The 24,730-nt window shown below is 40.9% G+C and carries 24 protein-coding genes, 3 tRNA genes and 1 rRNA gene; 27 read left to right on the top strand and 1 reads right to left on the bottom strand.

Annotated features, from left to right (window positions below):
* The 22 genes from G625_RS0108550 to G625_RS0108445 form a co-directional block, all read left to right on the top strand.
* A 23S ribosomal RNA gene (locus G625_RS0108550) occupies positions 1–318 on the top strand; the annotation flags it as partial.
* Positions 319–389: 71 nt separating this feature from the next.
* A tRNA-Asn gene (locus tag G625_RS0108545) sits at positions 390–462 on the top strand.
* 28 nt (positions 463–490) lie between these two features.
* Positions 491–561 (top strand) — tRNA-Cys (locus G625_RS0108540).
* Between the two features lie 5 nt (positions 562–566).
* A tRNA-Glu gene (locus G625_RS0108535) sits at positions 567–638 on the top strand.
* Positions 639–1,329: 691 nt separating this feature from the next.
* Entirely contained in the window at positions 1,330–2,316 is a 987-nt protein-coding gene (locus tag G625_RS0108530; protein ID WP_029200789.1) for a biotin--[acetyl-CoA-carboxylase] ligase, read from the top strand.
* Positions 2,317–2,448: 132 nt separating this feature from the next.
* Positions 2,449–3,204: a hypothetical protein gene (locus G625_RS0108525; protein WP_156885076.1), complete on the top strand. Its 756-nt coding sequence runs from the start codon at positions 2,449–2,451 to the stop codon at positions 3,202–3,204.
* Between the two features lie 136 nt (positions 3,205–3,340).
* On the top strand, positions 3,341–3,925 hold the full coding sequence (locus tag G625_RS0108520) for a guanylate kinase (protein ID WP_029200787.1): 585 nt from the start codon (positions 3,341–3,343) through the stop codon (positions 3,923–3,925).
* Between the two features lie 25 nt (positions 3,926–3,950).
* Positions 3,951–4,808 carry a DNA polymerase III subunit delta' C-terminal domain-containing protein gene (locus tag G625_RS0108515; RefSeq protein ID WP_242826622.1) on the top strand — a complete coding sequence of 286 codons (858 nt, stop codon included), beginning with the start codon at positions 3,951–3,953 and terminating at the stop codon, positions 4,806–4,808.
* Positions 4,809–4,990: 182 nt separating this feature from the next.
* Positions 4,991–5,962 carry a PSP1 domain-containing protein gene (locus tag G625_RS0108510; RefSeq protein WP_029200785.1) on the top strand — a complete coding sequence of 324 codons (972 nt, stop codon included), beginning with the start codon at positions 4,991–4,993 and terminating at the stop codon, positions 5,960–5,962.
* Between the two features lie 2 nt (positions 5,963–5,964).
* A complete protein-coding gene (locus tag G625_RS0108505) occupies positions 5,965–6,687 on the top strand; it encodes a tRNA1(Val) (adenine(37)-N6)-methyltransferase (protein ID WP_029200784.1) in 723 nt (240 codons plus the stop codon).
* Positions 6,688–7,253: 566 nt separating this feature from the next.
* Positions 7,254–7,676 (top strand): signal peptidase I, encoded by a 423-nt coding sequence (locus tag G625_RS19045; protein WP_049895811.1) that lies wholly within the window; start codon positions 7,254–7,256, stop codon positions 7,674–7,676.
* A 131-nt stretch (positions 7,677–7,807) separates the two neighbouring features.
* A complete protein-coding gene (locus G625_RS0108495) occupies positions 7,808–8,479 on the top strand; it encodes a TasA family protein (RefSeq protein WP_029200783.1) in 672 nt (223 codons plus the stop codon).
* 29 nt (positions 8,480–8,508) lie between these two features.
* Positions 8,509–9,177 (top strand): hypothetical protein, encoded by a 669-nt coding sequence (locus tag G625_RS0108490; RefSeq protein WP_029200782.1) that lies wholly within the window; start codon positions 8,509–8,511, stop codon positions 9,175–9,177.
* 71 nt (positions 9,178–9,248) lie between these two features.
* Positions 9,249–9,443, top strand: coding sequence for a DUF951 domain-containing protein (locus G625_RS0108485; protein WP_029200781.1), 195 nt, complete (start codon positions 9,249–9,251; stop codon positions 9,441–9,443).
* A gap of 132 nt (positions 9,444–9,575) precedes the next feature.
* The gene (rpsF, locus tag G625_RS0108480; protein WP_029200780.1) at positions 9,576–9,914 is read left to right on the top strand and encodes a 30S ribosomal protein S6; all 339 of its coding nucleotides are present in this window, start codon (positions 9,576–9,578) and stop codon (positions 9,912–9,914) included.
* 23 nt (positions 9,915–9,937) lie between these two features.
* The gene (locus G625_RS0108475; RefSeq protein WP_029200779.1) at positions 9,938–10,423 is read left to right on the top strand and encodes a single-stranded DNA-binding protein; all 486 of its coding nucleotides are present in this window, start codon (positions 9,938–9,940) and stop codon (positions 10,421–10,423) included.
* A gap of 42 nt (positions 10,424–10,465) precedes the next feature.
* On the top strand, positions 10,466–10,732 hold the full coding sequence (gene rpsR / locus G625_RS0108470; RefSeq protein ID WP_029200778.1) for a 30S ribosomal protein S18: 267 nt from the start codon (positions 10,466–10,468) through the stop codon (positions 10,730–10,732).
* Between the two features lie 158 nt (positions 10,733–10,890).
* Positions 10,891–12,930 carry a DHH family phosphoesterase gene (locus G625_RS0108465; protein WP_029200777.1) on the top strand — a complete coding sequence of 680 codons (2,040 nt, stop codon included), beginning with the start codon at positions 10,891–10,893 and terminating at the stop codon, positions 12,928–12,930.
* A complete protein-coding gene (rplI, locus tag G625_RS0108460) occupies positions 12,930–13,376 on the top strand; it encodes a 50S ribosomal protein L9 (RefSeq protein ID WP_029200776.1) in 447 nt (148 codons plus the stop codon). The genes G625_RS0108465 and rplI overlap by 1 nt, the downstream gene beginning before the upstream one ends.
* 33 nt (positions 13,377–13,409) lie before the next feature.
* The gene (gene dnaB, locus G625_RS19040; protein WP_044932087.1) at positions 13,410–14,768 is read left to right on the top strand and encodes a replicative DNA helicase; all 1,359 of its coding nucleotides are present in this window, start codon (positions 13,410–13,412) and stop codon (positions 14,766–14,768) included.
* Between the two features lie 140 nt (positions 14,769–14,908).
* Positions 14,909–15,688 (top strand): adaptor protein MecA, encoded by a 780-nt coding sequence (locus tag G625_RS0108450; RefSeq protein WP_029200775.1) that lies wholly within the window; start codon positions 14,909–14,911, stop codon positions 15,686–15,688.
* A gap of 26 nt (positions 15,689–15,714) precedes the next feature.
* Positions 15,715–15,933, top strand: a complete 219-nt coding sequence (locus tag G625_RS0108445) for a DUF1858 domain-containing protein (RefSeq protein ID WP_029200774.1) — start codon at positions 15,715–15,717, stop codon at positions 15,931–15,933.
* A 469-nt stretch (positions 15,934–16,402) separates the two neighbouring features.
* Here G625_RS0108445 and G625_RS0108440 read toward each other — a convergent pair whose 3' ends face one another.
* The gene (locus G625_RS0108440; RefSeq protein WP_029200773.1) at positions 16,403–16,996 is read right to left on the bottom strand and encodes a TetR/AcrR family transcriptional regulator; all 594 of its coding nucleotides are present in this window, start codon (positions 16,994–16,996) and stop codon (positions 16,403–16,405) included.
* Positions 16,997–17,271: 275 nt separating this feature from the next.
* Here G625_RS0108440 and G625_RS19035 point away from each other — a divergent pair, with 275 nt between their 5' ends.
* The 5 genes from G625_RS19035 (at position 17,272) to G625_RS0108415 (ending at position 24,664) form a co-directional block, all read left to right on the top strand.
* Positions 17,272–19,482: an efflux RND transporter permease subunit gene (locus G625_RS19035; RefSeq protein WP_156885074.1), complete on the top strand. Its 2,211-nt coding sequence runs from the start codon at positions 17,272–17,274 to the stop codon at positions 19,480–19,482.
* 15 nt (positions 19,483–19,497) lie between these two features.
* Positions 19,498–21,978, top strand: a complete 2,481-nt coding sequence (locus tag G625_RS0108430; protein ID WP_029200772.1) for a hypothetical protein — start codon at positions 19,498–19,500, stop codon at positions 21,976–21,978.
* 118 nt (positions 21,979–22,096) lie between these two features.
* A complete protein-coding gene (locus G625_RS0108425) occupies positions 22,097–23,416 on the top strand; it encodes an N-acetylmuramoyl-L-alanine amidase family protein (RefSeq protein ID WP_156885073.1) in 1,320 nt (439 codons plus the stop codon).
* Positions 23,417–23,601: 185 nt separating this feature from the next.
* Positions 23,602–24,372: an AzlC family ABC transporter permease gene (locus G625_RS19030; protein ID WP_242826621.1), complete on the top strand. Its 771-nt coding sequence runs from the start codon at positions 23,602–23,604 to the stop codon at positions 24,370–24,372.
* On the top strand, positions 24,362–24,664 hold the full coding sequence (locus G625_RS0108415; RefSeq protein WP_029200770.1) for an AzlD domain-containing protein: 303 nt from the start codon (positions 24,362–24,364) through the stop codon (positions 24,662–24,664). The genes G625_RS19030 and G625_RS0108415 overlap by 11 nt, the downstream gene beginning before the upstream one ends.
* The last annotated feature ends 66 nt before the right edge of the window (positions 24,665–24,730 follow it).

The raw sequence follows: 24,730 nt of genomic DNA, 5'->3' as shown, positions 1-24,730 counted from the left end.
GCTGGGTTCAGAACGTCGTGAGACAGTTCGGTCCCTATCCGGCGCGGGCGTAGGATATTTGAGAGGAGCTGTCCTTAGTACGAGAGGACCGGGATGGACTGACCTCTGTTGGACCTGTTGGAGATCAACTCCAGTGCAGGGTAGGCATGTCGGGACTGGATAAACGCTGAAGGCATCTAAGCGTGAAGCCACCCTCAAGATGAGATATCCCATCGTTAAGAGTAAGACCCCTTGAAGACTACGAGGTAGATAGGGCTAAGCTGTAAGTGCTGTAAAGCATTCAGGTGATAGTTACTAATAGGTCGAGGGCTTGTCCAAAATGGCTGGAAAGGTTTGATGTTGATAATCAAATAAATAGATGATATTATATAGAGCAGATATTTTGTTTTGCCTTCATAGCTCAGTCGGTAGAGCACGCGGCTGTTAACCGCGGTGTCGTTGGTTCGAGTCCATCTGGAGGCGCGATTGCATAAATATGCTATCTTTTTAAGGCGAAATAGCCAAGTGGTAAGGCGTGGGTCTGCAACACCCTGATCACCGGTTCGAATCCGGTTTTCGCCTTTTATGGCGCCATGGTCAAGTGGTTAAGACACCACCCTTTCACGGTGGTATCACGAGTTCGAATCTCGTTGGCGTCACATTAAAGTCTCAAGGTTTTCTTGAGACTTTTTTTATCTCAAAATATAGTCTGAAATTAGAGTATAGGAAAATTGAGAATTTCATAATATAATCATTTTGCTCTCGAATGAGCGTTAATGAGTTAAAGCAATAGCTTTAAACTTAAAACATAAAGATCTATATTTACCGTCCGGAGTTCTTGGCAATACGTCTTTAATAATTCACCAAATCAATTTACAAGTACAAATATCTCATAATTCTTAGAAGGGATATGTTTATAACCTTAAATATTGTGAATTGAAATTCGAAATAAAGGAGATGAAAATATAACAATGGAATCAGTTATGTCTGCTTTTCCAGTTTAAAAATGGTGGATTTCATTAACCGGATTTTATTTAATTCAGGAAACTCATAGGAATAGTCTTTATGTGGTTACAAAACTAAAAATAAATCATCAAGTAAATATCATAAGTAAAGGATCCCGCAGCAAGGATCCTTTTTTATTTGGGTTATATTGTTGAAAATGATTTGTGTAAGCTAAGGCTGAATCGGATGGCTTGCTTTTACCGCTTGTTTTATCGTGTATGAATGAAATAATAAGAAAATCTTTTACTATATGAAAAAACCATGAAAGGTGTGTCTGTTGTATATATTTTTAAATTTTGGTATTATTTACCCGTCAGAAAGGATTCTGCTATCCGGGAGGTGGATATGACTGTAAAAAGGTTGTTGATAAGTTTATTGGAAGAAAATAAGGGGCAATATATATCCGGGGAGAATCTTGCTGAAAAACTAGATTGTTCCAGAACGGCTGTTTGGAAAGCTATAAAACAATTGAAGGAAGATGGATATCAAATAGATTGTATAAAAAATAAAGGATATAAATTGTCCGAAGATTCAGATGTATTATCCGAAGAGGTTATTTACGGATATCTTAAAACTGATAAATATCCGGTTGAGGTTTTTCAGGAAATTAGCAGTACCAACGATGTTTTGAAAAAATATGCCGTTAATAATCATGCAGAGCAAGGTACTACCATAGTATCCGATTATCAGACAGGTGGTAAGGGAAGACTGGGAAGAAGCTTTTTTTCACCTAAAGGTACCGGACTTTATTTAAGTTTACTGTTAAGGCCAAAGGGAACAGTGATTGATAATCTCATCCTGACTGCACAGTCTGCGGTTGCAGTTTACAGAGCTGTAAAAAAGGTCACAGGGATAGAGCTTTCGATCAAATGGGTTAACGACCTATATTATAAGAATAAAAAAATATGCGGTATCTTATCGGAAGGACAGGCCAGCATGGAATCCGGCAGTATGGAGTACATTGTGGTTGGAATAGGTGTAAATATCTATGAACCCGAAAATGGTTTTCCCGAAGATATAAAAGAAAAAGCAGGTTCACTCCTCGGAAAAAAATCAGCAGGAGTCAGCATTGACAGAAACCGGCTTGCGGCTGAAATCATTAAAGAGTTTTACAGTATTGCAAATGATAAGGAACTGGCCGGTGAATATATAGAGAAAAATATCGTTCCCGGGAAAGATATTCTGGTCATAGATGGTCAGAATATAAGAAAGGCCAGAGCAACAGGAATAAAGAAAGATGGGACTTTGGAAATAATTGAAGCAGATGGAAGTGTAAATACGTTAGTATTTGGCGAGGTTTCGGTAAGACTTGATGATACTGTTGTTCTATAGGATGTGAGTATTTTCATTAATCCTATGGTTTACTGATATTCTGTCATTATATTTTATAGAGCCGATCAGAATAACATCTGTGAGTCAGAAATAAACGGCGTAAAACATGCATTTATAGATGAGGAATAATAGTTGAGGAAAGAAATGAGTAGCAATAAAAGAGTTACAAAAAGGAAGAAAAAACAGGAAGCGACTTTAGTTGGAGATCTATTTAAGATATTATTTGCGGTCTCCATGTTAATTGTGGCAATATTAATTGCATTTTTTGTATTCAAGAATGTTGATGGTTTTTCTCTTCCGGATTTAAGAGTTACTTTATCCGAAACAGAATCCAATGAACCTATTACTGTAACTGTTGCGGATACTAAATCAGAAACTGTGGCTGAGACCACTAGTGTAAGAGTTACGGTTAAAGAGACCGAGGCTGTAGAAACTACTGTTGATGAGGTTGAAGAAAAAATAGAATCAGTGGAAGCTTCAATTGAGGAATTGGAATCTGATAAAAAAGAAGAAAATTCTGAAGAATCAAAAAGCGAGAAGAAGGAAGCCGGTCCTGAAGATGCTCTAAATGAGAAGAAAGAAGATAAATCAGAATCAGAGAAAAAACCGGATTCGGAATCAGAAAAAAAGCCGGATTCAGAATCAGAGACAAAGTCTGAATCATCAAAGTCTTCAAAAAAGGAAGAAAAAGCTGAGACTATTGAAGACAGGGATTATGAAGAATCCGATTATACCGATGAGGCTGAAAAGCCCAGAGTTATGCCGGAGAATACCGGAAACGGCGTTATAGGTGACGGTCCGGTTGCCAAGGAAAATAATATTAATGAAAGTCCAATAGCTGTTATCGGAGATAATGTAGAGATAAGCAATAACGGACCGACAGCATAAATTGATATGAAGCATGTAAAGATGCTTTTTTTGCCCGGGAGTGAGGAATGTTGTAGAGACAAGGGAGCACAAAGTACGAAACGTTTCCTGATTGACTTCTGATATACGTCGGGAGATATGATTTTTTAGAGGTAAAATGATCTACTATTTATTTGGAAAATCAGCCAGTGGTAAAGATACGATTTATAAACTTCTTAAGGAATTAAACCCTTCCTGGAAAGAGGTTACACCCTATACCACAAGACCTATACGTGAGGGTGAATCAGAAGGGGTGGAGTATCATTTTGTAAATGAAGCGCAGATAGAAGAATTCGGAAAAGCCGGTAAGATCATAGAGAAAAGAACATATAATACCGTGTATGGACCCTGGACCTATGGAACTATCGATGACGGTCAGATTGATTTAGAATCCGGAAACGATTACTTAATGATAGGTGTTCTTCAAAGCTACATCAGTACCCGTGATTATTTCGGCAGAGAAAATGTGATGCCTATATATATAGAGGTTCCGGATGATATAAGGCTTGAGAGGGCAAAACGACGCGAACTGCTTGAAGATAAACCAAAGCTTGATGAAATGATGAGACGTTTTAATGCTGATAATGCTGATTTTTCCGAAGAAAAATTAAAAGAGGCAGACATTAACAAAAGATACGTGAATATAGTGCTGGAAGATTGTATAGATGAAATCATTAAGGATACCGGAAAATCAAATATATAATGCTTATCTGATCGAGGGAGAAGACATGGCAATGATTAAAGCCGAAGCCATTGCTTTTGCTGAAAAATTATTGCTGCTTGATCCTGCGTTGGAAGATAGAGATAATTCAGTACCTATTTTTGAAGAAAGAAATTATGCCTCACGGGAAGAATGGGAAAACAGCGTAAAAAAAAGGGTTCAAAACCGGGAGCATCCTGATCTCATAAGTATTGTTCCCGACAGACCTGAGGATAATCCTACAATGATATCAGTAGGAAACATAAGGAATAATGTTAACAGCACTGTTGAAATAAGACCTTATGAAGCAGGCTATAAGATATATCTCATCGAGCATGCTGAAGGTATGAATCCACAGGCTCAAAATGCATTGCTGAAGACATTGGAGGAACCGCCTCAATATGTGGTGATAATGCTTCTGGCCATAAACTCTGATGCATTTCTCGAAACCATTCTTTCCAGAGTTATAGAGATTAAAGCCGGAGAAAAGGATATAAAAGAGACCTTCGGAGATATGATCAAAGAAGACTGGTCGGGGGAAACGGCTCATTTTCTTTCTGAGATCACTTTTAAAAACGGAAAAGAAATACTGGATTTTGTGGATAAGGTATGCAAGGAGTGTAAAGTGCCCATGAACACATTCCTTCACTTTATTGAAATTTTTTTAAGGGATGTGTTATGCTATAAAAGCACGTCAAAAACCGAGCTTTTGTATGGACAGGAGATATCGCAGGATATTATAAGGATGTCTCTTAATATGAGCTATGAAAAAATAGGAATGGCTACCGATATGGTGGAAAAAGCTATAAGAGATTTATCGATTAATGTTAACAGAGAACTGTTACTGGAAGATTTCCTGCTTAGTCTCAGACAGAAAAACAATTAAAGCCTGTCAGACATGAACTTGAGCGTAAGAGGTCAGACTCAGCATTAATCGATGAGTTTAAAGCTTATGGATTGATAATGTGATTATGTAAAAAATTGGTAGTACAGATATAGATTTACAGAACAGCTGTAAATAAGAAAGATTAAGAAAGTAAGGAATAATGCTTTATTCCGGGGGAATATATGACAGAGGTTATAGGAGTACGATTCAGAACAGCGGGGAAGGTATATTATTTTGCCCCCGGCACAATAAAGTTCAACAGAGGAGATCACGCAATCGTAGAAACCGCGAGAGGTGTTGAGTATGGTTTTGTGGTAATGGGAAACAGTGATACTGAAGATGAAAAGATCATTCAGCCGCTAAAACCTGTTATCAGAAAAGCTGATAAAGATGATGATCTGCATCACGAAGAAAACCGTGAAAAGGAAAGAGAAGCTTTTAAGGTTTGTCTGGAAAAGATCAGAAAGCATAACCTTGATATGAAGCTTATCGATGTTGAATATACTTTTGACAGAGGAAAAGTACTTTTCTACTTTACATCAGATGGCAGGGTGGATTTCAGAGCCCTGGTAAAGGATCTTGCTTCTATATTCAGAACACGAATCGAGCTTAGACAGGTAGGCGTCAGAGATGAAACGAAAATTCTTGGCGGATATGGTTCATGTGGAAGACCCTTATGCTGCCATACATTCCTTTCTGATTTCGCCCCTGTTTCCATACGTATGGCAAAGGAACAGGGACTCAGCCTGAATCCAACCAACATTTCCGGTGTCTGCGGAAGACTCATGTGCTGCTTAAAAAATGAAGAAGAAGTATATGAGTTTTTAAATTCCAGACTTCCTTTAATGGGTGATACGGTTACTACCCCCGATGGTCTCAAGGGTGAGGTTACATCCGTATCCGTTCTTAACCAGAAGGTTAAGGTGATAGTCAATCTTGAAAAAGAAGACGAAAAGGAATTAAGGGAATACAAGGTTTCAGAGCTTAAGTTTAAGCCACGCAGAAAAGGCGGTAACGGTAATGATAAAAAACCGGATGGCAAAAACGGATCCGGAAAAGGGAACAGATATGCCCAGAAATCAAAGGAAGATGAAGATATAGAGGCATTGGAAAAGCTTGAGAAAAGTGATCCCAAATCAGGACTGGATGATTAATAATGGCTGAACGAATAGATGATCTTCAATGTAACGGTTATAAAATAATCCAGGATACCGATGGTTTTTGCTTTGGAATGGACGCTGTCCTTCTGGCAAATTATGCACTTCAGTCGGTTACAGAGGATACAAAGCTTCTCGATCTATGCAGCGGTACCGGTATAGTACCGCTTCTACTTGCCGCTAAAACCGGTTGTAAAGATATAACAGGTCTGGAACTGCAAAAGGATGTTGCGGATATGGCTGAAAGATCCGTAAAGCTAAATAAGCAGGAAGGGCGCATGAAGATAATACAGGGAGATCTCAGGGAGATACGTAACCTTGGGATGAATTCCAGTATGAATGTTGTAACCTGCAATCCACCTTATATGAACGCAGGACTTCGTAATACCACAGACAGAAAGCTTATTTCAAGGCATGAAGTTATGTGCACGCTGGCTGATGTTTGTTCGGCAGCAGCATTGACCCTGAAGTCAAACGGCAGGTTCTACATGGTGCACAGACCTAACCGTTTGGTGGATATCTTTAATGAGCTAAGGAAATTCCAGCTTGAACCAAAGAGAATGAGAATGGTATATCCCTATGAAAACAGCGAAGCCAATATGGTATTGCTGGAAGCTGTTAAGGGTGGAAAAACCCAATTGACTGTGGAAAAACCGCTTATCGTATATAAAGATAAAAAAATTTATACAGATGAAATATTACGTATTTATGCGGTTTCCTGACAAAAAAATAGTCTAAAAAAGAACTATAGTCGTTTTTTAGACAATTTTAAAAAAATATATAATGTGATAATCTTCAAGCATGAGAAATGTCAATGAACCTTTTGGTTTATAGAGTTTCTCGTGCTTTTTTCTTATGAGGTATTTGTAAGAGCTCATATCTGTATGGAAAAGACAGCTTTTCCGTATAGTCTTAGTGTCTCTGAAACAGGAAATCTGATTCCTGCCGATCGAGCAGAGATAAAAATCCCTAAACCGGAATTAAATAAAGGCAACAGGTCAATGTCATAGTTTCATCAGAAATATGATGACTGTGAAAATGTTCATATGCAGATCATAAGCGCAGGTTTGCAGATGGAATAAGTTCATAACACTCTAAGCCTTTCATATAGTGGTGTAAGCAGATGATGATCCCGGGAAGCATTAGGAATAATGCCGGATTATCCTGCAGGGGTAAAAGCGATAATGAAGAAAGGAGATCGCCTAAAGTAAGGTTTTACAGGTATCCCAAATAAGAAAAATAAAGTAATTGATCTTGTGATTTCCGGATCGAAAAGGAGTTTAATCAAATGAATTTGGGAGTATTAAGAGTTAAGTTTTGTAAAATAGTGTCTTTATTATCATCGGGCTTTTCGGTGCTCCTGATATTAGCGGCTCTTTATGTTATTGTTTGTTCCTATCGTGAAGCCGGTCAGGGAGAACCGTTTTTTCTGTTCGGATGGAAACCGGTGGTCGTCTTATCAAATTCTATGGAGCCCACATTTACTTCAGGAAAGATAATACTGATCAAAGAGAAGGAAGGATCACCGGAGGTGAATGATATCGTCATGTTCAGTCAAAAAAAATTCGGACTTAATGAATACGTTACACACCGGATCGTTGATAAAGACGAAGGCGGATATATAACAAAGGGCGATGCAAACAATTGTGAAGATCCGGGAAGACTTCAGGAAAAAGATATCATTGGGACAGTGAAATTTATACTGTTCTGATTCTGTTAAAAGCTGATCAAAAAAGAATTCAGGCTACCTACCTAAAGCGGAGTTATCTTGATTGCATAATAAGAACAGCGGATATCAGTTTCAAAAATATTATTATCGGTAAAAAGGAGTTAATAACTAATATGAAAAAGAAGAGAATTGCAGCAGCAGCCGGGATAATTGCAATTATGTCAGCATTAACCGGTGCATATGCATATTTTACAGACACAAAATGTATCGATGTTGTCGCAACAGCGGCTAATCTCGGTATATCGGTAGATGCATCAAAATTCACTGATGAGAGGGTATGCGATATGCTGCCGGGGGACTGTAAAGAACTGAGCTATACGGTTTCCAATACCGGAGAAGCAGATGTAATGGTATTCACGGAAATCACACTTATTTCCTCAGTGCCGATGTCCGATACGGTTGAATGGTTTATACAGGATCTTGAAGGAAGCATGACGGATGAAGACAGACAGGTTGATCCGAAGTATTACGGAAAAGACTTTGTTGATGATATTTCCATTGAAGAGATCAAGGAAAACGACATTAAGTTTATATCCTTAACAAATAACAATAAGGTTGCAAAATTTGTGGTAAATAACGGTGTGCTGGAGGCAAACTCAGACAATACAAGTACAGTGGATCTGAAGCTGATGCTTGGATTAAATGCAGGATCAAGATTTATGGACAGTACCTGTGAAGTCATTGCCGAAGTATACGGAATACAGACTAAGAATATTGAAGACGATCTCAGCTGGGAGTTCATCAAGGATGTAGCTTGGGCAAACGAGGATAGTGAATTATTGTAATTATGAAACGGAGTATTGGTAATACTCTATTGATCCTTATAATATTTCTCATGATGACAGGCGGTACAGGTGCGGTATATGTGGATAAAAAGCAGAAGGATATAAGAGTAAGTTCTGCCAGCATTGGATTAAAAGTATCGGAACCTGTTTTTTACAACTTACCTGAAGAAATCAGTAATGACAGTGAAATCGATTTTTCGGTTAAGGTTGAGAATACCGGATCTGTACCCGTATATCTGTCAGAGAATATAACTTATGAGATAAATGACCGATTTGATTCTGAAGATATAATGATCGAAAAAGCAGAGGATGAACAGGAATTGAAAACAATAAGTTCGGATGCTGTTTTAGGAAGTATGGAAACAAGGGAAATCTTTTACAGGATAAGTTTTCCCGGGATTCAGGAAACTCCGGAAGGATCAATAAGTATAAACGGAAGCATTATATATACGGCATCCACAAGTCCTGACGGAAGTTCCGGGTTTGTTTCGGAGCCTGAAGAGGTAAACATCGGTATCGGGAATTTAAAACTGTATTCAGATATTAAGAAAGAAAATGCCATGGTTAAAGATAATGATACAGATAATAATGAAGAGATACCTGAATCCGCTTATATGGCAACTGAGAGTACACTGGACAGAATATCCGGGGTATTTATAAGTACAGCCAGCGAAATAGAAGAAGATGGCATGGATTAATCAGGAGCCATATGGATTTTCATACCTGATTCGGTTATTATAGTTGAGAATCAGATAAAAAGGGGAGAACGATGGATAATCTTGAGACAGGTGATATCATAACAGTGAAAAAACAGCATCCCTGCGGATCCTGTGAATGGGAGATTATGAGAGTTGGGGCTGACATCCGTATAAAATGCACCGGATGCGGACATATTTTGATGCTGCCAAGATCCAAAGTTAACTCCATGGTCAAAAAATTAAAAAAAGCAGAAATCAATAAGTAACAGTAAAAACAAAAATTTAAATAAAAAAGCTTGCAAACTAAGAACTTTTTTGTTACGATACATAACCGTATCTATAAAAATCCTTGTTTCCGTGTGGTACGGAAGCCAGAGACCAAAAGGAGGTAAAAGCAGATGAACAAATATGAGGTATGTGTTGTTCTGAGTGCGAAGCTCGAAGATGAGGAGAGAACAGCTGCTCTCGAAAAGATTAAGGGATATATCACCCGTTTCGGTGGCACTGTTGGAGAGAACATCCAGGAGTGGGGTAAGAAGAGACTTGCATATGAAATTCAGCATATGAAGGAAGGCTTCTACTATTTCATTCCATTTACAGGTGATTCCACAACTCCAAATGAGCTTGAGAGTCGTCTTCGCATTATGGAACCAGTTATCAGATATCTTGTTGTTAAGCCTGAAGCTGAGACAGAGGCTGTAGCTCCAGAAGCTGCTGCAGAAGAGAAAGCTGAGTAAGCAAGCGGAAAGCGAGAACAAAAATGAACAAAGTTATCCTAATGGGTAGATTAACCAGAGATCCTGATGTGAGATATTCACAGGGTGAAAACTCTATGGCGATTGCGAGATATACTTTAGCAGTAGATCGTCGCGTAAGAAGAAATGAAGGTGGTGCCCAGGACCAGCAGACAGCTGATTTTATCGGCTGCGTTGCGTTCGGTAAATCTGCAGAATTTGCAGAGAAGTATTTACATCAGGGAACCAAGATTGCTGTTGAGGGAAGAATCCAGACCGGAAGCTATACTAATAAGGATGGCCAGAAGGTTTATACAACAGATATCGTTGTAGAGAATCAGGAATTTGCAGAGAGCAAGAATGCTTCAGCCGGCAATGGTGGAAGCTTTTCAGGTGGAAGGAGCTTTGGTTCCGGAAACCAGATGTCTTCACAGCAGGACATGAGCTCAATCGGTGATGGTTTTATGAATATACCTGATGGGGTAGAGGACGAGGGACTCCCATTTAATTGATCGTAGGGAAACCCTTGTGGTATTATACAAGGAGGATTAACCATGGCATTTCAGAAGTCAGATAGAAGCGGCTCAAGACCAAGAAGAGCCGGCGGTTTCCGCAGCAGAAGAAAAGTTTGCGTATTCTGCAGCGAGAAAGCAAAGCCTATTGATTATAAGGATGTAGCTACATTAAGAAAGTATATCTCTGAGAGAGGTAAGATTCTTCCAAGAAGAATTACAGGAACATGTGCAACTCACCAGAGAGCTGTCACACTTGCAGTTAAGAGAGCAAGACACGTAGCACTTCTTCCATATCAGGTAGACTAATCAGCAGTTATACCGATTTGAATCGGGTATCTCTGATTTTAAGGAGCGATTACATAAGACCGTTGTGCAGGCATATGCCTGCATGACGGTCTTATTTTCATATCAAAATGATTATGATATAATAGCTCCCAAAGCGTTAGCTTTTTGGGAGATAAAAAATGAAGATGAAAAATCCACAATTTATAATAGAACAATATTTTTCATGGCCTTTTATCCTGGCGATGATTCTTGTGGCTGCCAACATTATCCTGGCCTTTCTTGAACCGCATGCGGCTTTGATACTGGCACCTTTTATCCTGATATATATAGCCCTTGCCCTGTATGTATACATTACCAGCAAGACAAGGCTTCATGCTGCATTACAGGCTTATGCCATGGGTGCAAGTGCGATTCATTCGGAATTGTTTAACGAGATGCCCACACCTTACTGTATGGTTGACGAAAAGGGATATGTCCTTTGGGGCAACAGGCGCTTTGAGGAAATAGTCGGAGATGACAAAGCTGCAGCAGGGAATATCATGCAGATGTTTCCCAATATTCATGAGGATATGTTTCTCGAAGATGATGTCACACTGGAGCTGCACTCGGACTATCAGGGCAGAAAGTATCTTGTGGATCTTATCAGAACGAAGGTTACGACAGAAGATGGAAGTATGCCTTCATTATACAATCCTGAGATGAAGACTATTGCTGTCTATCTCAGAGATGAGACTGAGGAAACACAGCTTAGGTTTGCTCTGGACAGGGAACATATCGTTATAGGACTTATATATATAGATAACTATGAGGAAGTTCTGGAGCAGACAGAGGATGTTAAAAGGTCTCTTCTTACCGCACTTATCGACAGAAAGATAAACCGTTATATTTCCACAGTCAGCGGACTCATAAGAAAGATAGAAAAGGATAAGTACTTCTTCATTATGAAAGAGCAGTTCTTATCCAAAATGCTGGATGACAGATTCTCTATTCTGGAAGAGGTTAAGCAGGTAAATATCGGAAATGAACTTGCCATCACCTTAAGTATAGGACTTGGGTACGGTGCCGAATCCTATGTTCAGAACTATGAGTTTGCAAGAACCTCCATGGATATGGCCCTCGGCCGCGGAGGCGATCAGGCTGTGGTCAAGTCCAATGAAAACATTACCTACTTCGGTGGTAAGGCCCAGACACAGGAGAAGACCACCAGAGTAAAGGCCCGTGTGAAGGCTCAGGCATTCCAGGAGCTTTTGGAGGCCAGGGATAAGGTTATCATCATGGGGCATGCAAACAGCGATGTTGACTGTCTCGGTGCGTCTGTGGGTGTATTCCGCATGGCCACTACTTTGGGGAAGAGAGCTTATATTGTTGAAAACACTATTACTTCTACAATCCTTCCCCTGAAGGAAAGATTCCTGCAAAGTGATGATTATCCTGAGGATATGTTTATCACAGGTCCCCAGGCTGTCCAGATGGTGGATAACAATACGGTTCTTGTGGTGGTTGACTGTAACAGACCATCAATTATTGATGAACCGGAGCTTTTGAAAGTATGTAAGACCATCGTAGTATTTGATCACCATCGTCAGGCCAGTGAATCTGTTCAGGGCGCAGTACTGAGTTATTGTGAGCCCTATGCTTCAAGTGCCTGTGAGATGATAGCTGAGATGATGCAGTACATAGGAGGAGGTATAAAGGTAAAAGGTCCCGAAGCCGATGCCATGTACGGTGGTATAGTTATCGATACTCAGGAATTCACCAATCAGACCGGTGTACGTACTTTTGAGGCAGCAGCTTATCTTAGAAGATGCGGAGCGGATATCACAAGGATACGAAAAGTTTTCAGAGAGAACTTTACGGACTACCAGGCCAAAGCTGCAGCTATTTCCAATGCTGAGATCTATAGAAATTCCTATGCTTTCAGCACCATAGATTCCAAAGGGCTGGAAAGCCCCACTGTAGTATGTGCTCAAACTGCCAATGAGCTTTTGAACATAAGAGGCATAAAGGCGAGCATTGTGCTTACGCTTTATAATGATATAATATATGTCTCTGCACGTTCCATAGACGAAATGAATGTTCAGGTTCTCATGGAAAAGCTTGGAGGAGGCGGTCATCGCACCATCGCCGGAGTGCAGTTCAAAGAGGGTACAGTATCTGAGGCCATAGCATCAATTAAAGATGCTATTGATCAGATGATAAAGGAAGGAGAAGTTTCATAATGAAGGTTATTTTATTAAAAGATGTAAAAGCGCTTGGTAAAAAGGGAGATATTGTTGAGGTATCCGAGGGTTACGGAAGAAACTTCATTATCCCGTCAAAAACAGGTGTTATAGCGGATAATAAAAATCTGAATACATTAAAGTTACAGAAACAGAATGAGAAAAAGATCGCTCAGGAGAAGCTTGAGGAGGCTCAGTCCCTGAAGGAGAAGATCGAACAGGTGAAGCTTACTTTAAAGGTTAAGACCGGAAGTGACGGAAGAACCTTCGGATCTGTTTCCACAAAGGAAGTCCAGGAGGCACTTAAGGCTCAGGCAGGCATAGATGTGGATAAGAAGAAATTCTCAGTTGATGTTCCTATGAAAAACCTTGGAGGCTATGATGTAAATGTCAGACTTCACAAGGATGTGACTGCTGTACTTCATGTTTCAGTGGTAGGCGCATAATCTAAGTCTTATAAGGAAAAGAAAATGGCAGAGATAAAAGATAATGTTCTGATGAGGGTTGTTCCCCACAGTCAGGAGGCGGAGCAGAGCGTAATAGGTGCAATGCTCAGAGATAAGGAGGCAGTTTCCACTGCAGCCGAAATCCTTATACCGGATGATTTTTATCAGAAACAGTATAGTTTGATGTTTGATGCAATGCAGGATCTGTACAATCATGATCAGCCAGTAGACATCGTAACATTATCCGAAAAACTAAAAACCAATAATGTCCCTGCTGAGGTCTATGATATCTCCGTTATCAGAGATATCGTTATGACTGTGCCCACCAGTGCCAATGTCAGATCCTACTGCAACATCGTTAAGGAGAAGTCCATCCTTCGAAGACTCATAAAGGTTAATGAAGAGATTGCCAATATGTGTTATGCAGGGGAGGATGAAGTTGACGATATTCTGAGTCAGACAGAGCAGAGGATATTTAAGCTTCTCGAGACCAGAAATACCGGAGACTCAGAGTCCATCGCATCGGTTGCCCTGAAGGTGCTTGAAAACATTCAGGCTGCAGCTAAAAACGGAGGACAGGTTACAGGTATATCCACAGGATTTTATGATCTTGACTATAAAACTGCCGGTCTTCAGAAATCTGATCTCATACTTGTGGCAGCCAGACCTTCAATGGGAAAGACCGCTTTCGTATTAAATATTCTTGATACGGTTGGGGTTCGTCAGCATAAGCCTTGTATGATTTTTTCACTCGAGATGTCCAGAGAGCAGCTGGTAAACCGTATGCTTTCCATGGAGTCTCTGGTAGATGCGGACAAGCTCAGAAAGGGCTCACTGACTGATGATGACTGGGGAGAACTTATCAATGCTGTTGATAAGGTTTCCGATGCCAATATCATAATTGATGACACACCGGGTATTACCGTTACCGAATTACGTTCCAAGTGTCGAAAGGTAAAGCTGGAGAAGGGGCTTGAGCTGATAGTTATCGATTACCTTCAGCTTATGTCGGGATCCGGAAAAGGTAGTGACAGCCGTCAGCAGGAGATTTCGGAAATATCGAGATCCCTTAAAGCCATAGCCAGAGAGATGCAGTGTCCGGTTTTGGCATTATCACAGTTGTCACGTGCCTGCGAGCAAAGACCGGATCACAGACCTATGCTTTCCGATCTCAGAGAGTCAGGAGCCATAGAGCAGGATGCAGATATAGTAATGTTCCTTTACAGAGATGATTACTACAATAAGGACACAGAGCATCCCAATGAGGCGGAAGTTATCATAGCAAAGCAGAGAAACGGTCCTATAGGCACGGTAACCCTGTTATGGCAGCCACAGTATACAAGATTTGTCAATCAGGATCATTCGGGCAGAGATAACGGTTATCAAGGATGATAAAATGCCGATAGTATGAGTAGATGGATATGTTCTCATAAAGCACGCATAAATTAAACTTTTATAAATTCGTATCCATAGGTTTGATTTTTGTTTTGCTGTAATATATTATCAGAAGATGTTAAAAAGGAGGAGCCATTATGAAGATAGAAAGAATAGATGACAACTCCATCAGGTGTACATTAACTAGTTTGGATCTTAGTTCACGAAACATAAATTTGCGTGACATGACCTACGGTTCGGATGCTGCAAAGCGTCTGTTCACGGAAATGATGCAGAAAGCTCAGAATGAGGTTGGATTTTCGGCTGATAACGGACCTTTGATGATAGAAGCGGTGCCTTTACAGGGCGGTTCCATACAGCTTGTTATATCTAAGGTTGATGATCCGGAAGAGCTGGATACACGTTTTTCAAAATTTTCACAGGCAAGCTCATCCCAAAGCGGATGGATATCTCAGCTCGCAAGTGAGATTCTCGAGGGTGCTCAGGATCTTATAAAGGAGATCAAGGAAAACGGACTTCATGGTCAGGCAGGCAGCAAGGGACCGGAACTCCTCGGTTCAGAGGATCTTTCAACAGGAAAAGATGCCGGCAGTGATTCAGTTAAATCTGATGAACAGTCTTTGGATGCTGTAAGAATTTATGTTTTCAGTTCACTTGACAGAGTTATAAGGGCAGCTGAAGCTGTAGCTGATCTTTATACAGGTGAGAATACACTGTATAAAGATAACAAGGAAGGCAAGTTCTATCTTGTTTTACATGCAGAAGAAAAAGAAATCGGAGCTATAAACAGGGCTTCCAATTTGCTTAATGAGTTTGGTAGTAAGCTTAAGGATAATGATCTTTATGAAGCATATTTCAGAGAGCATTATGATGTGATAATCGAATCCAATGCCATTCAGAAATTGAGAAACATTTGATAAAAACGATAAGGAGATAAGTAATTATGGTAACAGTAACAAAGGATATGAAAATCGGAGAGCTTCTTCAGTTAAATGAAATGGTTGCACCATTCCTTATGCAGAATGGAATGGGCTGCATTTATTGCCCGTCATCAGCAGGTGAATCACTTGAGGAGGCCTGCATGGTTCATGGACTTGACAGTGATATGCTCACAGCGGATCTTAATGACATTCTTCGTGAATATGAGGAAGCACAGAAATAAAATAATTTTTAGAAGTCAGGACCGGGATTGATTCCCGGTCTTTTTTACGATATATCCACCACACAGGTGATGTGTCCGGGAAAACTCCGGAGGTAACAGTTCAGTCGGTGAAAAAATTTTCCGTTTTTTTTAATTTATACTTGACGGGTAGGAATTGAGATGATATATTATGCTCATCGGTTAGATACAACTAACTGATGACGTACTCCACAGGCACGTCCTCCTGACCATAAGCGTGTAACTGTGGAAATCTCCTGAAATAAATAGACTCAACAAAACTTAGTGTTCAGAGAAAAACCCCGGGCCGAAGGCCCGGGGTTTTCTCTGTATGTAGGATTAATATCTATAAGATAAGAAATCGTCGTAAATGATGATTTTATAGCCGGTTAGACCTGAATCTATGTATCAGATATTATGGCCGAAAAACAGTTTTGACAGAGGGGAGATTTCTCTGAGTCTTTAGTGATTTTCATTTGGATTTCATGGATAAACCGCCGCTCAGTAATTCTCCGGTTATTGACGCTAGTTCGTGAGGAGTTTCATTCATACCGCTTGAAAACCAGTACTGAAGCAGACTTATGCATCCTCCCGCAACAAATGAATAGTAACTGTCGAAATGATTGATGCCACGGTCCTTCACGATAAAGAACCAGTCGGTAAGACATTTTTCACGGACAAGCTCTTTCAGACGGTTTAAAAACTTGATATCACCGTTTTCTCCGATGAGTATGTGAACAAGTCCGGCATTCTTTTGGCAAAGACCATAAACACCTTCGAAAATACAGGTTGGGTCCTTTGATACTTCATCGGGATCCAGACGGCCTATGGTTTCATGGAGTTCTGTCAATAAGTCTTTCTCCGATTGTTCAAGGAGATCAAAGACATCCTTATAGTGAAGATAAAAGGTGCCGCGGTTTACATCTGCAAGTTCGGTGAGTTCTTTTACAGATATATCTTTTATACGTTTATCGTGCATCAATTGTGAAAGAGCTGATTTTAATGCAGTCTGGGTTTTTCGTATCCTTCTGTCCACAGATACGGGATTTTTTTCCGGATTTGACATTGTATAACCTCTGAAACAATTGTTAATCAACAAAATATATTAATTTGTTCAAAAACAGACTCTTATTAATAAATTGACTATTGCCAATTAGTCGACTTATTTCTAAAATAAAGTTACCATATAAATCGACATGTGTCAATAAATAGAAATGTGTCAGATATTCAATGTTGTGGTATGATATAAATGAGGGCGTCTCGAGAAAGAGGGGTCATAAACATTAGACGGACAACAGTGTGAACATAAATACTTAAGTTTGAATAAACAGGGCAGTTAGTATGAGTTTTTTTGGAAAAGATAAAAACAGTTCCGATAACAAAAATCAGACAAAGCCGCAGACTATATCCAAGAGTGCAGGATTAGCGGATTTCATAGTTGACCATAATAAAAAGATCAGAAACATTATTATGGTACTGGTGGTGGTTTTTGCCTGCTGTTATCCTTTTGTGGCTGTTAATTATGATCTGACAAAGTATTTGCCGGATTCAGTTGAATCAAAGAGTGCCATTAATAAAATGAGGGACATCTTCGGTTACCCCGGAACCGGCAGACTTATGCTTAAAGATGTCAGTATCTATGAGGCCAAGCAGTATAAAAATCAGATTGAAAAGGTGGACGGGGTTGATCAGGTTGTATGGTGTGATATGACTACCCAGATATACGGATCCTCCGAATTTATCGATTACGATAAGATCGATGATTACTATAAAAACGGAAATGCTGTTATGGATATAACCTTTAAGGAGGGAGATACATCAAAGCGTACCCATAAGGCAATAGACGAAATAGAGAGCATCATAGGTGACAGGGGTTATCTTGTGGGAATGTCTCCCACCAACAAGTTCACAGAAGAGAGCGTTAAGTCTGCATTGGCAGAAATAATGGTCATTGTGGTGGTACTCATCTTCCTGATTTTGCTTTTCACAACCACTTCCTGGTTTGAACCGGTGCTCTTCCTTACGGTTATAGGGTGTGCCATAGCCATAAATAAAGGAACCAATATCTTTTTGGGAGAAATATCCTACATAACCAATAATATCAGTGACATATTACAGCTGGCCACATCCATGGACTACTCCGTATTTCTGCTTCATGCCTACGAGCGTGAAAGAGAGAAGGGAATGGATAAGGAATCAGCACTGAAGCTTGGACTGATGAGTACCATTACCACTATCATTGCCTCATCCCTTACCACCTTCTTTGGATTCATAGTGCTTATATTTATGAGGTTCAGTATCGGATGGGACATGGGTATAGTAATGTCAAAGGGAATCATCTGTTCGCTTTTGATGGTTATCTTCCTTATGCCGTCATTGATACTGAGCTGGTCAGATAAGATTGAAAAAATGAAACATAAATCATTCTTCCCTGACTTTCATAAATTCAGTGTCCTTGTAAACAGAGTAAGCCCGTTTATACTGCTGGCTTCACTGACAGTTGCAGGTCCCATATATTTTGCCCAGAGCATGAATAATTTCATGTATGGTCCTGATGCAACGGGAGCGGGTCCCGGAACTTCAATGTATGAACATTCACAGGAGATAGACAGGGAGTTCGGACGGTCCAATCTTATAGTGGCTATTTTTCCTGATACAGACAGGATAAAAGAGAAGGAGCTGTGTGACGAGCTTGATGAGCTCGATTATGTAAAAAAAGTTATGGGAATGGGGGCATATCTTCCAGAGGGAACGCCGGAGAGCTTCCTTCCGAAGTCCGTGACCGAGCTTTTCCATAAGGAAGGCTATGCCAGACTTCTTATCTATATAAAGACCAAGCCTGAATCTCCCACTGCATTTAAATGCAGTGATGAAATATCCGGGATCATCAAAAAGTATTATCCGGAAGAGGCTTATATAACAGGAAATACTCCTACCACAAAGGATATGGAAAATGTTCTTGTACCGGACTACAACCTGGTCAATGCCCTTGCAATGATCAGTATATTCCTGGTAGTAGCCATATCTTTTAAGTCGGTGGTGCTGCCTTTTGTGGCGATGGTACCTATCATGATGGCGATTTATCTCAATATGTCATTCCCGTATTTTGCCGGGGATGAGTTGATATTTATCGCCTATGCGGTTGTGTCCTGTGTACAGCTTGGATCAACCATAGATTATGCAATTTCATCGACGGAAAATTACATCCAGTGCAGGCAAAAAGGACTTGAGAAGAAGGAAGCTTCCGTCAGGATGACAGAGCTCAGTTTTCCATCAATTCTGACTTCGGGGTTAATTCTTGTTGTATGTGGTTATGCCATAAGCATTATCTCCGCCATTCCTGCCATCGGACAGGTGGGACATCTGGTTGGAAGAGGAGCTATTTTTTCCGTTATATTTGTTACCAGTCTCATGCCTTTCCTTTTCAGGCTTTCCGACAGACTTATAACAGGTACTTTTAAATCAAGACATGAAAGAAGAAAAGAAAAGATCAGGCAGTTCAGAAAGAATCTTCGTGAAAAGATGGTACAGAGAAGATTCATAGACGTGTGAAGGGGGTGAAGATAAATGGTAAAACATTCCACAAGAAAAATGATTAAGAGGATGATGGCCCGTACTGTTATTCTGAGCTGTTTGTCCACGAATATATTTTCAGCAAATATGACCTCCTATGCAGCAGGTGCCCATGCAGATGTGGAAGAAACCATGTATGTGAATCTGGATCACTATGGTTCGGTAAATAAGGTTAATGTTGTAAAGGGAATAAACTTTAACGGCACGGAAAGCTATACAGACTTCGGAAAATATACAAATATCACCAATATGTCTGACGGCCAGAAGCCGGATTTTAAAAACGGTTCCGTTACCTGGAACAAATTCAATGCAGGAAAGTTTTACTTTGAGGGAACACTGGACCCGACGTCCGTGGAGGTGCCATGGACCTTTGATATAACTTATAAGCTAAACGGTGTTGTTATGGATGCCGATAAGATCGGAGGACAATCGGGACTTGTGGAAATGGATATAGATGCATATCCCAATGACAAGGTATCGGACTATATGAAGAACAACATGATGCTTCTGGTTGCGGTGCCGGTGGATGTGCAGAAGTGTTATTCTGTTGATGCTCCCGAGGCCCAGACCACTACTCTGGGTCAATACTCGGGAATAGTGTTTGCTGCTCTTCCCGGCCAGGAGGGACATTTTGTTCTTCGCCTGGGCACCGAGAAATTTGAAACCGTGGGAGCCGTTTTTATGATGAGTCCCGGAACCGTCGGAGATCTTTCAAAGATCAAGGATCTGAAGAAGATAAAGGATGATTTCAGGGATGACACTAACGCAATGCTGGATGATTTTGATGATGTTCTGGACGGTGTTACCAATGTTCAGTCACAGCTTGATCTCACAAACCAGATGCTTGCAAACCTCCAGTCGGGTAAGGACAAGATTCATAACAACGCCCAGGTTATCTTTAACGGTAATGATGTGGCTATACAGGATCTCAGAGATCTGCAGGTATTGCTGGAGCCATTAAATGAGGATCTCAAGACCACACAGTGGATGGTCTATGACATTAACTCAAACCTTAATTACCTGGACAGTGATCTCATGGATGCAAGCTCAAAGCTTAAGACCCTTAACACAAGATTGAAGCAGCTTGGAAATTCCATGAGCGGAACAAACCTTTCAAATCTTGATATTGAGGAGCTTAAACCCAGCGCAAAAGATGCCATAGACAGCCTTGAGGATGTGGTCAGCGATATCAATAAGGCTGCAAATAACTCAACCAAAAAGTCCAACAGAAACAGACTTAAGGCCAGTGCTTCTGAGATAGTCATGGATGCGGCTCTTGATAATGCTTCTGATTATAGAGACTATGGTGAGCTGGAGGATAATGAAAAGAGCCTGATTTCTGCGGTTTCGGAGGAGCTTGGGGATAAGATAAAGAGTATATCCAAAGAAGATCTTGCAGGAATACTGGCTGTAGCAGATACAAATAATGAGGCTGTAAGTTCAGATTCCGATAATGTTAAGGCAAAGTATATCGCTTTTATTAAGGCATACGGAAGTAAGCTTCAGACTGCACCTCAGGAGGTTGGTCAGACAGCGGCGGCAGCAGGACTTGATCCACAGAAAGTTGCGGTTTACGCATATGTTATGAAGAATGAAGCGGCGAGTCATTGGGGGGCGGCTTCAAATTATGCCAAGCACCTGGACACCCTCCTTTCCATAAAGAACAGTGCCAAGAAACTTGTGAATGAAACAGTCGCTACGGATGACGAGATGAGCAGCCTTGCGGACAGTCTCTACAATCTTACGGATGCAATATCAAATCTTGAAACCGAAAACGGAAATCTGTTTGACGCCGAAGGTGCGGAGGAGCTTATCGATTCCATAAACAAGGTAATCTCGGATCTTGATGATATCCTGGATGACGGCGGGGCAGTGGCATTCCAGACCGCGAGGGTAGTAAACACCTTAAGGACCACCATCGGAGATATAGACGGACTTGTAGGCATCATGAATGCTTATTACGAAGACATTCAGAAAACCTTTGAGGATTCCGAGAATGTCATAATGGAGATGGAAAAGACGGCAGCAGATGCAGCGTCAGCCCTCCAGAATGTAAACAACACTCTCCGTTCCGCAGAGCCGGATTTCAGTAATGCTGCCGACGAGGGACTTGAGATAGGAAGACAGGCTGTGGACAATACAGAAGACATTGTGGACAGCACCAAGCATCTGAAGAAAACCGGAAGGAAGCTTAGGGATACAATCAACAATAAGCTTGATGAAGAGGAAGCTGACAACAATTTCCTGAATATGGATCCCGATGCTGCCAAGGTTTCACTTACAAGCACGAAGAATCAGGAGCCAACCTCCATTTCCATCGTATGCAGATCTGAAGAGATATCTGCGGATGACGATGAGGCAAAGGTTCTGGACAGTGAAGTAAGCTCGCCTGCCACAACACTTATGCAGAGAGTAAAAGCTGTATTTTTAAAGATGTGGAATGCCATCCGTTCTGTTTTCGGAAAGAAGGGATAAACAGGTAAAGTTCTCAAATCTGATGTCGGATTTCAATCAGATTTGATATACAGCTTAAAAATCCTTTTCGAGGCAGATTTTGAATGAGTTTGAGATCCTTAATAAGAGAGGGAAGGATATGAAAAAAACCAAGTTAAAGATAATGGGTGTTTTAACCGCAGTGTGTCTCTCAACTCCTGTGACATCCCTGGCCATGATAAAAAATGTAGAGATAAATGCGGATCTTGACTCTGTCAATGAAGTTGACGCGGGTATATGCTTTTTTCCTGATTACGAAGTTGAGGATGATGATATCGATGTGCAGATAGCCGCAGATACCACAAGCATCAAAAACAACAATCCCACAATTCCCGCAACAGTCAATGTCACCATAACAAGTGATGCCGGGGCTCTGGATGATGACTTAAAGATTTCCGGAACCGGTATCAGATCCACCTATGTTGATATGGTTTCTGTGGATAACACAGAGGCAACGGGCAGACTTCTGGTTTATCCGCTTTATGAGCTGGTGGCTCCGCAGAATCTCGCCATAGATGCAGCAAATAAGCAGGTGAGCTGGAGTGCGGTTCCGTATGCAGGGAAATATGAAGTAGTCATTACCTATGTTGATAAAAACGGAAATGAAAAGACCAGTCATGCCACAACGGAAAAGACCTATCATTCCATAAGTACTGCTCTTGCCAATGCTTATCAGGGAAGCTTTGGTGTGGCAGTGAGAGCCATTCCAACCGATGAGCAGGGATATCAGGATGCAGCGATTAATGAGAAGGGCATGGCCAGCTGGACAGGCTTTGATACTGCATTTGCGGATGAATATGAGGTTAGGGTAAGCTATACAGGTACAAACGGAAAGAAGGTAACAACCAAGTTCCGTACCAAAGATACCTATCATGACGTGTCAGGTTATATGAATTCCGCCCAGGTGGGAACATTTAAAGTGACTGTCCGTGCCATACCTAAGAAAAATGATGCAAAGTACTATAACATCGCCTTTTCCGACTGGAGTTATGCAGGAAGTTATACTGCAGACACAAGTGATTACGATATAGACGATAAGTGGGAGTTCCTGAGCGATTACAAGGCTACCGTTGAAGGAGACTTTGCAACAAATATAAGAAGCCGGGGAACCTATAACAGCGCAGATCCAAAGACCATCGGTTCCGGAAGTGCCAATGCCTCCTGGAAGAGAACCGGTTATAAGTGGCAGTACATAGCCGATGGTGTTGCCTATAATCAGGGCTGGAAGCAGATAAACGGCCAGTGGTATTATTTTGATCCGGATAGCTTCATGCATACCGGCTGGCTTGAGCTGAACGGCGCAAGATACTACCTTGAATCAAAAGTCGGATCCTCCACCGGAGTAATGGTCACAGGCACACGTGAAATAAACGGCAAAACCTACATTTTCGGCGATGACGGAATCTGCCTGAATTATTAGATTGAGAAGCAGTCAGGTCAGAGCGGTCGGGCATTCAAATGGATGCCCGACCGCTCTGGCCGTCCTACACCAGACTGAATGGTTATTATATATTTCTGATATAATTAATTGGAATTAGAATAATTGTTAACATTCCTAATAATAAAAGCTATAATCCGTATATTGCATGGTTCCGGAGGATGAGAATGAATAACAACAAGCATTGGTTTTTAAAGGGGTTAAAGGACGGTATTCCTATAGCGATGGGGTACTTTGCAGTATCCTTTGCGCTGGGATTTACTGCAAGCAGCGCAGGACTTACTGTATTTCAGGCAACACTTGCAAGTCTTCTCTGCAATGCTTCCGCCGGAGAATATGCAGGCTTTGTGGGGATAGCTTCAAAGGTTTCATATCTCACCATGGCAACCATGATAGCCGTCGTTAATATCAGGTATCTTCTTATGTCGGCATCCCTTTCCCAAAAGCTTCCCGAGGAAACAAGCCTTCCACACAGACTGCTGGTGGGGTTCTGGATAACGGACGAGATATTTGGAGCCTCGGTTACGGTACCGGGTAAGCTTAATCCCTTTTATAATTACGGCCTCGCCATAAGTTCCCTGAGTTTTTGGGCACTGGGAACCTGTCTGGGAGCGATTGTTGGTAATGTTGTGCCGGATAATATAGTCAGTGCCCTGGGGGTACTTTTATACGGTATGTTTCTGGCTATAATCATTCCACCTGCCAAGGAAAACAGGATTGTACGCTTTCTTATCATTCTTGCAATGGCATCCAGTTTTGTATTCTCAAAGCTTCCCGGATTATCATCCATAAGTAACGGTACCAGGATAAGTATTCTCACGATACTGATATCAGGTGCAGCAGCATTTTTATTCCCCATAAAAGAGGATGAAGATAAGCTTGAGACAGGGGCAGATGCTTCACATGCAGAAGCGGTGGAGGTGGAAAATGCACACTAATTATATTTATATCTTTATCATGTTTGCGGTTTCTTTTATCATCAGGGTGCTTCCGCTGACACTTATACGTAAAGAGATAAAGAATATAACCATACGCTCTTTTCTTTATTATGTGCCCTATGTGACGCTTGCGGTCATGACATTTCCCGCGATAATGGAAGATACGAAATCGCCTGTGGCGGGATTTTGTGCTCTTATAGTCGGTATCGTTACAGCATGGCTGGGAGGAGGACTGTTTCCTACGGCTATTGCCTGCTCGGCTGTAGTGTTTGTTTTGGAATTATTTATTTAAAGTTAAATCAGGAGTTTGCTTTGAGCCTTGGCGGCAGTTTGTGATGATCTTCACGACAGAGACATT

The sequence above is a fragment of the Oribacterium sp. NK2B42 genome, from assembly GCF_000424445.1.
Taxonomy (GTDB): Bacteria; Bacillota; Clostridia; order Lachnospirales; family Lachnospiraceae; genus Oribacterium.
Note: the sequence above shows the minus strand (reverse complement) of the source record. Positions and strands in the feature narration are given on the sequence as shown.